Origin of the sequence: Floccifex sp., from assembly GCF_051873555.1 — a bacterium.
Taxonomy (GTDB): Bacteria; Bacillota_I; Bacilli_A; order Erysipelotrichales; family Erysipelotrichaceae; genus Floccifex.
This window is the reverse complement of the sequence record NZ_JBJEEY010000038.1, coordinates 1-14695: the sequence shown is the minus strand read 5'-3', so window position 1 is coordinate 14695 and position 14695 is coordinate 1. Positions and strand designations below refer to the sequence as shown.

Annotated in this window: 12 protein-coding genes; all 12 read left to right on the top strand. The window is 32.6% G+C overall.

Annotated features, from left to right (window positions below; translation table 11 throughout):
- The first annotated feature begins 127 nt into the window (after window positions 1–127).
- A complete protein-coding gene (gene malQ / locus ACI32A_RS02300; RefSeq protein ID WP_439753406.1) occupies window positions 128–1606 on the top strand; it encodes a 4-alpha-glucanotransferase in 1479 nt (492 codons plus the stop codon).
- Between the two features lie 152 nt (window positions 1607–1758).
- A complete protein-coding gene (locus ACI32A_RS02295; protein WP_439753405.1) occupies window positions 1759–2292 on the top strand; it encodes a helix-turn-helix domain-containing protein in 534 nt (177 codons plus the stop codon).
- 11 nt (window positions 2293–2303) lie between these two features.
- Window positions 2304–3875 (top strand): ABC transporter ATP-binding protein, encoded by a 1572-nt coding sequence (locus ACI32A_RS02290; protein ID WP_439753404.1) that lies wholly within the window; start codon window positions 2304–2306, stop codon window positions 3873–3875.
- Complete coding sequence (locus tag ACI32A_RS02285) at window positions 3875–4708, top strand: ABC transporter permease (protein WP_439753403.1); 834 nt, start codon at window positions 3875–3877, stop codon at window positions 4706–4708. The genes ACI32A_RS02290 and ACI32A_RS02285 overlap by 1 nt, the downstream gene beginning before the upstream one ends.
- 1 nt (window position 4709) lies before the next feature.
- Entirely contained in the window at window positions 4710–6584 is a 1875-nt protein-coding gene (locus ACI32A_RS02280; RefSeq protein ID WP_439753402.1) for an extracellular solute-binding protein, read from the top strand.
- A 36-nt stretch (window positions 6585–6620) separates the two neighbouring features.
- On the top strand, window positions 6621–8171 hold the full coding sequence (gene abc-f / locus ACI32A_RS02275; protein WP_439753401.1) for a ribosomal protection-like ABC-F family protein: 1551 nt from the start codon (window positions 6621–6623) through the stop codon (window positions 8169–8171).
- Window positions 8164–9339 carry a M15 family metallopeptidase gene (locus ACI32A_RS02270; RefSeq protein ID WP_439753400.1) on the top strand — a complete coding sequence of 392 codons (1176 nt, stop codon included), beginning with the start codon at window positions 8164–8166 and terminating at the stop codon, window positions 9337–9339. Before abc-f ends, ACI32A_RS02270 begins: the two co-directional genes overlap by 8 nt.
- 3 nt (window positions 9340–9342) lie before the next feature.
- Window positions 9343–10161 carry a SagB/ThcOx family dehydrogenase gene (locus ACI32A_RS02265; protein ID WP_439753399.1) on the top strand — a complete coding sequence of 273 codons (819 nt, stop codon included), beginning with the start codon at window positions 9343–9345 and terminating at the stop codon, window positions 10159–10161.
- A complete protein-coding gene (locus ACI32A_RS02260; protein ID WP_439753398.1) occupies window positions 10158–11189 on the top strand; it encodes an alpha-hydroxy-acid oxidizing protein in 1032 nt (343 codons plus the stop codon). Before ACI32A_RS02265 ends, ACI32A_RS02260 begins: the two co-directional genes overlap by 4 nt.
- 83 nt (window positions 11190–11272) lie before the next feature.
- Window positions 11273–11854 (top strand): TetR/AcrR family transcriptional regulator, encoded by a 582-nt coding sequence (locus tag ACI32A_RS02255; protein ID WP_439753397.1) that lies wholly within the window; start codon window positions 11273–11275, stop codon window positions 11852–11854.
- Between the two features lie 142 nt (window positions 11855–11996).
- On the top strand, window positions 11997–13040 hold the full coding sequence (locus ACI32A_RS02250) for a hypothetical protein (protein ID WP_439753396.1): 1044 nt from the start codon (window positions 11997–11999) through the stop codon (window positions 13038–13040).
- A 158-nt stretch (window positions 13041–13198) separates the two neighbouring features.
- Window positions 13199–14695: leucine-rich repeat protein (locus ACI32A_RS02245; protein ID WP_439753395.1), on the top strand; the 1497-nt coding region annotated here is incomplete at its 3' end.

The window sequence follows — 14695 nt, the reverse complement described above, 5'->3', positions numbered from 1 at the left end:
GCAAAGATAGCTCGCTGCCGGATCTTTTTTTATGCCTTTATGGCATTTTTTTATTACATTAGTATATCTTTTTATGACAAATATGTTATAATTTTATGTAAATGAAAGGGTTTACAAGGTAGGTAAAATGACACGAAAAGCAGGTTTTCTTTGTCCAATGTTTTCAGTTCCTGGTAATCAGGGAATTGGTGATTTTGGACGAAAAACAGAAAGAATGATAGACTTCATTGCCGATGCAGGTTATTCCTTCTGGCAATTGTTGCCTCTACAAATTACTGGCAGTACCCATTCTCCTTATCAAGCATTATCTAGCTTTGCAGGAGACCCGATTTACATTAATTTAGATCGTTTAGCGGAAATGGAACTCATTGCCCAAAGTTCTGTTGTGAATTTAAATAAATTTCGCAATTTTGTTGACTATGCACAAGTTCGTTCTTTTAAAGAATCTTATTTTCAAAAAGCGTTTCGTACATTTAAAAAGAATTTTAATATATACGAAAAAGAATATTTAAAATTTGAAAAAAAGGCATATTGGCTAAATGACTGGGCTGTTTTTAAATTATTTAGAGATTTACATAATGATATTCCATGGATTGAATGGGATGAAGAATACAAAAATTATCCTCAAACAAAAGAAATTGATTTAGAAGAATATCTGGATGAATTACTTTATATAAAATTTTTACAATTTTTATTTTATAAACAATTGGATGATATTCGGAATTATGCACATAAAAAAGGAATTAAAATAATGGGAGATGTTCCTTTTTATGTGGATTATGATAGTGCAGACGTCTGGATGAATAAAAAAGATTTTTTATTATATGAAGATGGAACGCCAAAATTTATAGCAGGATGTCCTCCTGATTATTTTTCTGAAACAGGACAAAGATGGGGTATGCCCATTTATAATTTTGAGCAACAGGAAAAAGATGGCTTTAAATTCTGGTGTACACGAATGCATTGGACAAATTGTTGTTACGATATGGTACGAATTGATCATTTCCGTGCTTTTGATACATTCTGGAAAATTCCTGCTTCTTCTCCTACTGCTGTTTATGGAGAATGGATTTTAGGACCGAGTCATAAATTGATTCAGGCTATTTTAGATGCGGTTCCTGGTATTGAATTGATTGCGGAAGATTTAGGAGATATTCGAAAAGAAGTGATTGAATTAGAAGAAGATTTTAATATTCCAGGCATGGATGTCATTCTTTTTAGAATGGAACCCAAATTATTGAAAAAACCTTCAAAAAAGAATGTAGTAATATATACTGGAACACATGACAATGCCACAGTGAATCAGGAATATCAGGATTATTCCAAAAACAAGAAAATCAATCTTCGTCGTTTCTTTAAGAAACAAGGCTATGATCATCGTAATTTTAATGATTTAGTTTGTCATTTTGTTTTGGATTCACAAGCGGATATTGCCGTTCTTCCTTTATGGGATATTTGTGGATTCAAAAAAGAAGCACGTATTAATTTTCCTGGGACTTTAAGTCATGAAAACTGGACTTGGAAATTAAAAGATTTTAAGAATTTTGAAGATGAAATGATGAAAACAAGGGAATGGATTGTTTCATCGAATCGATTAAATCAATAGAAAAAACACAGAACAATGAGAAATTTAACTCATTGTTTTGTTTTTTTTATTAAACTTTTTGTTTATAATATTGTATTTTGTGAAAAGTAATGTATAATCTTAGTTGCTTATATTAAACAATTTGTTTACAAATGCAAAACTTGGAGGCTTTTATGGAGATTGGAAAAAAAATAAAGGAACTTCGACTTCGTAATAATTTAACTTTAGAAGAATTGGCCAGTCGATCGGAACTGACCAAGGGATTTCTTTCGCAAGTAGAAAGAGATTTGACTTCTCCCAGCATTGCGACTCTTGAAGATATTTTAGAAGCACTGGGAACTGATTTATCGCATTTTTTTCAAGAAGAAAAGAATGTGCAAGTGGTATTTCGTCAAAATGATTTTTTTGTGGATGAAAGAGAAGATTCTATTGTGGAATGGATTGTTCCCAATGCGCAAAAAAATGAAATGGAGCCCATTATATTAACGCTATTACCCAAAGAACAATCACAAGAAATGACAAGTTTTGTAGGGGAAGAATTTGGTTATGTATTAAGTGGGAGTATACAGCTTGTGATTGGTAATAAGGTATATAAAGTCAATAAAGGGGAGACGTTTTATTTAAATGGAAAAGAGTCTCATTATTTATTTAATTACACCAATAAAAACGCAAAAATTTTATGGGTGACAACGCCGCCAATGTTTTAAGAGGAAAGAATATGGAAAAGAAGAAGATTATTGAATTTAAAGACATTACGAAAGACTTTGAAGGACAAGTCGTTTTAAAGGGAATTAACTTAGATATATATGAAAATGAATTTGTGACTTTATTAGGACCCAGTGGATGCGGAAAAACAACTTTATTACGTATTTTAGGAGGGTTTTTAGAACCAAGTGGTGGACAAGTTATTTTTGATGGACAAGATATTGCCAAGCTGCCTCCATATAAAAGAGAATTAAATACAGTTTTTCAAAAATATGCTTTATTTCCACATATGAATGTATATGACAACATTGCGTTTGGTTTAAAAATCAAAAAAATGTCAAAAGATGTCATTGAACAAAAAGTCATGAAAATGTTGAAATTAATTGGATTGGAAGGATATGAAAAGAAAAATGTAACTTTACTTTCCGGTGGACAACAACAACGTGTTGCGATTGCACGTGCCTTAGTCAATGAACCCAATGTTTTATTATTGGATGAACCTTTAGGAGCTTTGGATTTAAAACTTCGTAAAGAAATGCAATATGAATTAAAACGCATTCAACAAGAAGTTGGAATCACTTTTATTTTTGTGACACATGACCAGGAAGAAGCTTTGACTATGTCAGATAAAATTGTTGTTATGAAAGATGGTGAAATTCAACAGGTTGGTACACCAGAAGATATCTACAATGAACCGGTGAATCGTTATGTAGCTTCTTTTATTGGTGAAAGCAATATTATTCCAGCTATTATGTTAGAAGATAAAAAAGTTCGTTTCGATGATATTACATTTGATTGTGTGGACATTGGATTTAAAGAAAATGAAAAAGTGGATGTTATTATTCGACCCGAGGACATTGATATTGTTCCTATGGATCAAGGAAAAATGACAGGAACCGTAGAGAGTGTTTTATTTAAAGGGGTTCACTATGAAGTAATGGTTGAAACCGTTCCTGGAACGCATATAACCGTAAATATGCACGTTCGAAAACCAAATGATGTCACTAGCAGTGATGGAAGTGAAAAAATCAGTGCCAATGATTTTTATTTAGATATAGAAGATATGAAAGACATTGATGATAAAGAAATTATTGCTCGTGCGGATGCTCAGGCTTGGAATCCAGAAACAGATGAATATATTTCTATTAAAGTGGAAACAGATTTAAAAGAAGAAATAGGAGATTATTCGGTTACTTTCTCAACTGGAAAAACATCGATCACAAGAAAAATCTGGGTTATTGATCAGCGTGTCGTAGAAAATAAAAAAGCCAATGAAGCTGTCAGTGCCTTTAATTTCTTTAAAACAGCTGATGAAATTAAAGAATCCATGGCATTGGATACGGATTTAAAGCTATGGGCCAATGCACAGGGATGGAAACTCAATCGAGAAGAAGAAGCCATTGATTTAAGTGTTGACTATGACTTTGATGAAGAAAATATTAAAGAAGGAATTTATAAAGTCACTTTCTGGACAACGGGACGTGTCTTCAAGATTCATACAACGGATTTTGTGGAAGAAGGAAAAGAAGTCGGACTTACATTCTTCCCTGAAGATATTCATGTGATGGAGAAAATTGGATTCTAATGAAAAAATTTTCTCAACTTGCGATTCCATATATTTTCTGGTGTTTTTTGATGCTGCTTCTTCCGATGCTGCTGATTGCGTTTTATTCGTTGATTAAGCAGGGAAATGGTATCGTACCTTTTACGGTTACACTAGAATACTATAAAAAATTTTTTACAGATAAAGATTTCCTGATTGTTTTATATCGCTCTGTAATGATTGCGATTAAAACAACTATTATTTGTTTTATGATTGGCTATCCCGTGGCATATTATATTTCAAGATGCACGGAAAAAGTCCAAAATCTTTTGATTTTATGTATAACACTTCCAACTTGGATCAATATGTTAGTCAGAACCTATGCCTGGATTGGAATCCTGACAAAAGGAGGACTTATTTCAACGATTTGTGCTTTTTTTGGATTTAAAGACGTGGAATTGTTGTATACCGAAAGTGCTGTTTTAATTGGAATGGTTTATAACTTTTTACCATTTATGATTCTTCAAATTAATACATCTTTGACAAAAATGGATAAATCATTAATTGAAGCAGCCAATGATTTAGGGGCCAATAAAATTCAGACATTTTTACGCGTTATATTTCCTTTGTCTTTACCAGGTGTCGTATCTGGAATTACATTGGTTTTCTTACCAGCCGTAAGTTCTTTCTTCATTCCAAAACTATTGGGTGGAGGGGATTTCTTCTTAATTGGAAATGTGATTGAAAATCAATTTATTACTGTAGGAGAATGGAACTTTGGATCGGCTATTGCGATTATTATGGCAGTGCTCATGATGTTCTTAATGATGTTAGTACGAAAAATTGAAAGTCGTACTTCACAAAGGGAGGATTGATATGAAAAAAGACAAACGTGTATTTGGAAAGACTCTGATGGGTCTGGTTACGATTTTCTTTTATTTGCCAATTCTCTTTATGATGGTTTTTTCTTTTAATGAAGGAAAATCTCTGACACATTTTACGGGATTTTCTTTACGCTGGTATCAAACCATGTTAAAAAGCCATGACATGATGGAGTCTTTATATGTAACTATTGCCATTGCCTTAATTGCGACATTGGTATCAACAATTGTAGGTACTATTACCGCTATTGGTTTATCAAATTCAAAGAAAATCATTCGTCGTATTGTGACACAAATCAATGACTTTCCATTGATGAATCCAGACATAGTTACTGCCATTGGATTGATGTTGTTGTTTATTACATTTAAAATTGAAAAAGGATTTATGACGATGTTGTTAGCGCATATTGCGTTTTGTATTCCCTATGTGATTTTAAGTGTAAATCCAAAGATTCGTTCACTGGATCCCAATTTAGCTAATGCAGCCATGGATTTAGGAGCTACGCCTACGCAAGCACTGACAAAAGTCATTATTCCAGAAATTATGCCTGGAATTGTATCTGGGGCATTAATTGCTTTTACAATGTCCTTTGATGACTTTATTATTTCTTATTTTGCCACAGGTGGTGGTGTTAAAAACTTAAGTATTATGGTTTATACTATGTCAAAACGTGTAAACCCAAGTATTAATGCGATATCGACTTTAGTGGTTGTTTTAATCACAACGGCGTTATTGATCTTAAATATTTTACCAATTTATCGTGAAAAACATCCAAAGAAACCTGGACACAACAAATTAATGGGAATTGTTGCGATAGTTGTAGTTGCTGTGATGGCTTGTTATACAATTTTGAATAAAACAGTTATGGATAAGCCATATGCCGGACAAACACTTCATGTATATAACTGGGGTGAATATACAGGAGAAAATATTATTCAGGATTTTGAAGAGGAAACAGGGGCAAAAGTGGTGATGGACAACTTTGATTCCAATGAGCAAATGTATATCAAAGTAGCTAATGGCGAAAGCTATGATATCCTGGTTCCAAGTGATTATATGATTCAGCGTTTAATTGAAGAAGATTTATTGATGCCATTGGAATTGAATCGCATTCAAACGGCACTGGATTTATATGTAGACGATGTGAAGGATTTAAAATACGATCCAAATAATCAATATTCGGTTCCTTATTTCTGGGGAAGCGTTGGAATTGTTTATGATACAACAAAAGTCAGTGAAGAAGAATTGGAACAACAAGGATGGAATATTTTCTTAAATGAAAAATATAAAGGTGATATTTATTTATATGATTCAGAGCGTGATTCATTTATGATGGCTTTGAAAGCATTGGGATATTCCATGAACACAGAAAATGAAAATGAATTACAGGAAGCATATCAATGGCTGATTCAGTGTGTACAAACAATGGAACCAGAAATTGTTACAGATGAAATTATTGACAATATGGCACAGGCTCGTAAAGCACTTGGTTTGGTTTATTCAGGGGATGCGACATATATTATGTCTGAAAACGAAAATATGGGGTATTATGAACCAAAACAAGGTACGAATATTTGGTGTGATGCCATGGTTATTCCAAAAAATGCACAAAACATTGATTTGGCTTATGAATTTATAAATTATGTTGCACAATATGAAGGTGCCTATGACAATTCAAGTTATGTTGGATATTCTTCTAGCAATGAAGAAGTATTGAATGACTTAGCAAATGGAGAATTTGAAGGAATTAATGCATATCTTCCTCGTTCGGGTTATAATCTAGATGAGCAATTTGAATACAATGAAAACACAAAGAAAATTATTTCGGATTTGTGGTCTCGTATTAAAATTGTGGCATCAAATTCTTAAGGAATACAACATGTATTCCTTTTTTCAGAGGGTAACATGAGTATATTAACAGTTGAAAATTTATCACATTCCTTTGCGGGTAGAACCATTTTTGAAGACGTGAATTTTCGTTTATTAAAAGGAGAACACGTTGGTTTAGTGGGTGCCAATGGTGAAGGAAAAAGCACATTTATGAATTTATTGACGCATCATTTAGAACCAGAAGAAGGAAAAATCACTTGGTCAAAGAATGTAAAAGTAGGTTATTTAGATCAGCATACATTTTTACAATCGGGGATGTGTATTCGCGATGTATTGAAAATGGCATTTCAGGATTTATTTGAAATGGAACAATCCATTAATGATGATTACATGAAAATGGAAGATTTGTCTTCAAATGAAATAGATGATTTATTAGAGGATATTGGAATTCGACAAGAATATTTAGATCAGCATGATTTTTATTTGATTGATTCTAAAATTGATGAAGTTTCAAATGCATTGGGTATTTGTGACTATGGATTGGATAGAGATGCAGATTCTTTGAGTGGAGGACAGCGTTCCAAAGTTTTATTGGGAAAATTATTACTGGAAAAACCGGATATTTTATTATTGGATGAGCCTACAAATTATTTGGATGCCCAACACATTGAATGGTTAAAAACGTATTTAAAGAATTATGAAAATGCTTTTATTTTAGTGAGTCATGATATTCCGTTTTTAAATGAAGTCATTAATGTGATTTATCATGTACAGGCACCTTATATCACACGTTATGCAGGAAATTATGATGAATTTGTTCGTGTTTATGAAATTAAAAAGCGTCAATTAGAAGCGGCTTATCAAAGACAGCAAGCGCAAATTGAAAAAATGGAAGACTTTATTGCCCGTAATAAAGCGAGAGTGGCTACGCGTGGAATGGCGAATTCACGTAAGAAACAATTGGATAAAATGGAGCGAATTGAGCTTCGTAAAGAAAAGCCAAGGCCAGAGTTTTCTTTTTTGATGGGAAAAACACCTTCAAAATGGATATTCGAAACTCAGGATCTAGTAATTGGATATGACCATGCTTTGTCCAAGCCAATCAATATTCATTTAGAAAAAGGAAAGAAAATTGCGATTATTGGAGCCAATGGATTGGGAAAAAGTACTTTGATCAAGAGTTTATTAAAAGAAATTGATTGTATTGAAGGAAATGTATCCAATGGCGATAATCTGCAAATTGGTTATTTCCAACAAGAAGAAAAAGCACCGTCTCTTTCTTGCATTGAAGATTTATGGAATACATTTCCTTCCTGGAGTCAATATGAAATTCGAAGTGCTTTAGCCAAGTGTGGCTTAACAACCGATCAAATTGAAAGTCAGGTATATGTTTTATCAGGAGGAGAACAAGCTAAGCTTCGTTTATGTAAATTGATGAATACAGCTAATAATGTATTGATTTTAGATGAACCAACCAATCACTTGGATGTTGATGCCAAAGAAGAATTAAAAAAAGCTTTAATGGAATATCCAGGAACATTATTGTTGGTTTGTCATGAACCAGATTTCTATGAAGATTTTGTGGATGAAATATGGAATATGGAGAGGTATTGTTTACATGGCTAAAAGAAAAAGAAAAGTAAATATCAAGCGTCTGGCAATTGTTATCCTGATTCCAGTTCTGGTTGTGGTTTTGGTGTGTTCACAAGTTAATCGAATAATTTTGTTTTGTAAGGGATATAGTTTTCAGGAACAAAATATCATTTTAAAAGTAGATAAAGAAGAAAAAAGAGATTATTTAAAAAATGATAGAGTTGAAATAGAGGCATATAATTCATTTGAAAATGATCAACATTATTTTGATTATAATCTTTATGAAGGTATTTCAAATAAAAATAAAGAAGAAGTCATTTCTTATATTGATTCTTTGTATGATTTAAAAGAAGATTTAATGAATTTAAATTATTCTATGGATATTTGTCGAGACATGATGAAGTCTTTTTCAATTTCGGATTTTGAACTGGTTGTGAAAAATCAGTATACATATGAAAGTGTTTTGCCTTTCTATGAAACAAATGGCTTTATGGCATATGATTTAGAAGCCTATATGCATTCAAATGAAGACATATTGGATACGATTTTAAGTGTTTCTTATCCTTTTATTGATTCAAGCAATGAAATCAATCGAGATTATTCAATTCATTCCAAAAAATATGATGTATTAATAAAAAAAGGATTTTATGTAGATTCAACATATGAACCAGATGATTTAGTCGAAGTAAATGGTAAAACAGCCAGTGATTGTACTAACAATCAAATGCGAAAAGAAGCAGCTCATGCTTTAGAACAAATGATTCAAGATGCCAAAGAAAAAGATTTATATATTTTAATTAAAAGTGCATATCGAAGCTATCAAGACCAGCAATCTGTTTACGATTATTATTTTTCTGTCTATGATCCTGTTACAGCAGCGAGCTTAGTAGCAATTCCAGGAAGTAGTGAACATCAATTGGGTTTAGGCGTAGATTTAACGAGTCAAAGTGTCGATGATGGACAAGCCTTAACGTTTGGTGATACCAAAGAATATCAATGGGTTATTAAAAATGCACATAAATATGGTTTTATTTTACGATATCCAGAAAATAAAACAGATATAACGGGAACAGCGAATGAACCGTGGCATTTTCGTTATGTTGGAAAAGAAGTGGCACAAATAATTTATGAAAACGACTGGACGTTAGAAGAATATATATTAGAAAATGGTTTTGATTATAATATTGAGATAAAGGAGTAAAGTATGGATGAACAGACAAAAAAGAAATTAATTCAACAAGGTAGAGATTTTTTACACTATGATATTTCAGGAGAAGATTTTGTATCGGATCAGCAAATGAAGTTGCCGCAGCCTCCACTGGTTAAAGCACCTATGCGGGATCAATCCATTGATCTTCCAATGAATTTTGATGAATTAAATATTAATAATGATTTTATGGATGTCATTAATAAAAGACAAAGTCATCGTATTTATACCGATGAAAATATCAGTCTTTTACAGTTGTCGTATTTATTATGGGCGACACAAGGCATTAAATCCATTCGAGGGAAAAGCTATGCCACGCTTCGTACAGTTCCTTCAGGAGGAGCTCGACATGGATTTGAAACGTATTTACTGATTCGTAAAGTAGATGGATTAAAACCAGGTAAGTATCATTATCTTCCTATGGGACATAAATTAGAATATTTAGGAGAAGTGGAAAACATTCAGGAAGTCATCAATGATTCTTTATGTAAGCAACCTTGGACAAAGAAAGCATCGGTTGTGTTTTACTGGTCTATTGTTTGTTACAGAAACGAATGGCGTTATGGCATCAATGCCCATCGTCCATTAACTATTGATGCAGGACATGTAGGACAAAACTTATATTTGGCTTGTACGGCATTGGGATTGGGAACATGTGCGATTGCGGCTTATGACAATACAATTTGTGATCCTATGTTTGAATTAGATGGAAATGAAGAATTTGTGATGTATACAAGTCCAGTGGGAACAATTTCTCTTTCCAATCAACAAAAAGAAGACAATATTTATGCGTTTGTAAAGGAACAAGGACTATGAATGATTTAGAAGTATTAGAAAAGAGTCGTCCACTTGTAGGAAAATATTGTTTTTCGTGTCCTGTTTGTAATGGAAAAGCCTGCAGTAATCATATTCCTGGTCCAGGGGCAAAGGGAAGTGGACAAGGAGCGATTCGAAATTATAAAGCCTGGCAAAAATATGATTTGAATTTGGACACCATTGTAGAAAATAAAAAAGTGGATACGACATTTACTGTATTTGGACAAACTTTTAAGTATCCATTTTTTGCAGGACCTGTTGGAGCCGTTAATAATCATTACGGAGATAGTTTCAATGATGTCAGTTATAATGAAGTATTGATTCGTGGATGTCGGCAAGCAGGCATTCTTGGTTTTACTGGCGATGGGATTAATCCAGATATTATGGTGAATTCTTGTCAAATTATTAAAGAGAACCAGGGAATGGGAATTCCAACGATTAAACCTTGGCATAAAGATGTTTATTTTGAAAAGTTGCAGCATGCATTACAATCCGAAGCGATTGCTATTGCGATGGATATCGATGCTTCAGGGCTTCCATTTTTGAAAAATGCCAATCCACCTGCTGGAAGAAAAAGTGTAGAAGAACTAAAAGAAATTATTGATGCGACACCGGTTCCTTTTATTGTTAAAGGAATAATGAGTGTCAAAGGGGCTTTAAAAGCCAAAGAAGCAGGGGCAAGTGCTATTGTAGTTTCCAATCATGGGGGTCGAGTCTTAGATGGAACTCCTGCGACTGCTGATGTATTAGAAGACATTGTTAAAGCCGTCAATCATTCAATGACAGTTTTTGTGGATGGAGGCATTCGTACAGGCTATGATGTCTTTAAAGCGTTGGCATTGGGAGCTGATGGTGTATTGATTTGTCGCCCTTTTGTGAATCGAATTTATGGCGCACAAGAAGAAGGCATTCAAATTTTTGTGAATCGTTTAGGACAAGAATTAATAGAGGCCATGGAAATGTGTGGAGCCAATTCTTTGACAGAAATCACAAAAGACATGATCAAATTGAGCAATGAATCACGTTAATTATGACACATTCTTGACAGATTCAAAATTTGTTTTCATAATATTAGGGAATACTTTTTCTAATAATAGAACGGGGTGAATCTATGCGTACTGTAAATGAAGAAGCACGGTGGGCAAAAAAAGTTGAATTTATGGAAAAGAGCTTTGCGTGTTATGCGGAATATGGATTGAATAATGTGGGAATGAAGTCGGTTTCGCAAGCCTGTGGATGCAACGTAGCAAGTTTGTATCAATATTTTGAAAACCAGGATGATTTAATTATTCAGTCTACAGAATATTGCATGAGCAAAGTAGAAGATGAATTCATGGCAAAAGCACCTAAGGATGTAGAGGATTTATGGCGTTTTATTGATGAAATTCCTTATTGGACTGCAGAAAACCATGGAAAAAAATATCGCTTGATGTATCAAGTGTATACACAGCCGAAGTATAGAGAATATGGTCAAAAATTCTTTAAAGGCGTGGATGAACGTTATATGGAATATGCGAAATCATTGGAAGGGAAATTGGGAATTCCTTGTGAAAAAATTACTCCATTAATTTTCATTTTGATTCGTGCTTGTGTGCATTATGCGTTATTTGAAGATGAATTTTATTTAAAATCACAAATTGATGTATTAAAAGAAGCACTTACACTTTTCATTGAAAAATATAATGCGAAATAATAAAGCTGATCATCAGCTTTTTTATTTTGAGTTGAAAATGTCAAAAATTACACTAAACGAGTAAAAATATACAAATAGATATTGAAAGTATTTTAAATACTCTGTATAATATAAATAATCATTTATAAATATGGAGGAGAATATGAAGAAAAAATTACTTGGTATGTTGTTAGCTTTATGTACAACATTCATGCTTTTACCAACCATTACATTTGCACAAACACCAGATATCGTGATTGAAGGAAAAGATACATATTGTAGAGGTGTTTATTATTCATTTAGTTTTGAAATACCTGAAGGAATCAAATCATTTTATGCAGGATATGAGTTTAAATATGTAGGAACAGGTCATATTTCTTTAGAACAAAACGGAAATGTCTATACCGCAAAAGTAGATACTTCTAAAGCTACAAATGATGAGCAAAGTTTTACTGTATATGTGTTTGCACAAACAGAAGATAATGTTGGTTTTCGTGTTGATAAAAAAGTAACTTTAAAGAATCATAGTGGAGGTATTGCGACTTGTTCTCAAAAAGCAATTTGTGAAACTTGTTATAATGAATACGGAGACTATGATGAAGATGTGCATAGTATTGAACATGTAGATGCCAAAGATCCTACTTTATTTGAAGACGGAAATATTGAATACTACACTTGTACAGGATGTAATAAAGCTTTTTCAGATTCAGAAGGAAATAATGAAATTTTTGATGTAATGATTGATAAACTTCCACCTGAAATCATTAAAGGGAATGGACAAATTGTAAAAGTTGGCAGTAAGAAAGCATTATCTTTTACTTCCAGTGCAAGTATTAATGAATTTAAGTATGTAATAGTAGACGATGAAGAATTGGGACAACAAGATGATTTTACACTTCAGGAAGGAAGTATAATCGTTACATTGAATCCTGATTATGTATCCACTTTAGCTTTAGGAAAACATACAATTACTATTGGTTCAGAAAGAGGAGAAGCAACAGCTGAATTTGAAGTCAGTGAATCAGAACCAGTGAATGAAGATGAAGTGGAAGAAGAAACTAAGAAAGAAGAAACTAAAAAAGAAGACAAGAAAACAGGAACCAATACAAGTGTAATTGGAAATGCAGGATTATGGATGTCTTTAATGTTTACAAGCTTAGATGCCATGGGAATTGGATGGATCTTGAATAAAAAGAAAAGAAAATAATTTTCATAGAAAAGAGGTTAAATAAGACCTCTTTTTTAATTGACATAAATAAAAAATACTAAGATAATATAAATGATTATTTATCATAAGGAGAGTAACATGAAGAAAAATTATTAAGTATATTATGTGCAATATGTACAATATGCATGCTGATACCCATGACAATATCGGCAAATACAACAAGTGATGGAAAATTTGAATACACTGTATCAGGTGATACAGTAACGATCACTAAATATATTGGAACGGATACTGTAGTTAATATTCCAGGTAAAATTAATGAAATAACTGTTACAGCAATTGGAACAAAAGCATTTGAAAATTGCTGGGAACTTAAAAGTGTATCTATACCTTCTAGTATTACATCTATAGGAGAATATGCATTTCATCATTGTACAGGTATTACAAGCTTCACAGTAGATACGAATAATTCAGCTTATTTGTCAGAAGATGGTGTACTGTTTAATAAGAATAAAACGGAATTGATACAATATCCTGCAGGAAAATCTAGTTCTTCATATAGTGTTCCTGATAGTGTCACATGTATTGGGAAATCAGCTTTTGGTTATACAGAACTTACAAGTATATCTATACCTGCCAGTGTTTCTAATATTGAAGAAGCAGCTTTTGCATATAATAATCACCTCAGCAATGTTAATTTTGCAGAAAATTTACAGGTTGATTCCATTAAACCAAGAACATTTGATTCTTGTATAAGCCTTACAAGCATCATCATTCCTGATAGTGTTACATCTATTGGTTACTGTGCTTTTAATAGTTGTTACAAACTTTCAAATGTTAAATTTGGAAATGATTCAAATCTTACATCTATTGGAGAATCAGCTTTTGAATATTGCTCTATGCTTTCAAGCATAAATATTCCTAATAAAGTTACTACAATTGAAGGAAGTGCTTTTTTAAATTGCAATAAGCTTACAAGTGTAGAAATTCCTTATAACATTCAATCTATTAAAAGCTCCGCATTTAGGATAGGAAATCTTAATTGTATATTCTTGCCGGATAAAGAAATATCGATAGATAGTTACGCATTTGTTATATATACAACACAAGTAAAATATAGTTTGAACAACAATGAAGCAACAATTACTGAAATAAAACTAGGAGAAGGAAAGAGTAGTGTTGTGATTCCAGATACAATTTGTGGATATCCAGTTGTAGCAGTTGCGGATAAATATCAGCAATATGTTGATAAAACAAATCATATTTGCACGGATTATGTATGGACAGGAAATGAGAGCCAATATTGGGAAGAATGTGCTATTTGCGGTGAAGAAAAAGAAGGAACACGAAAAGATTTGCCTGTTATTACAATCAATGCACCGAATCAGGTATGTAGAACACAGGATACGGAAGTATCTGTATCTTTACCTGAAGATCTGGGAAGCGCTAGGTTATGTTTAGAATATCAGTATAGTGGTGGAGAAATAGATGTCGATAAATCGGATGGATTAAATGGTCAAATCAGTGGTGGCAACTATAATAAGAGTGAAAATAGCTTTAATTGGGTTGTATATGCGACAACTTCAGATGGATATAAATTTACAGTTACAAAAACAGTACAGATACTAGATAATCATGATCTTAAACATATTTCAGCTAAGGATGCAACAGTAACTGAAGAAGGAAATAAAGAG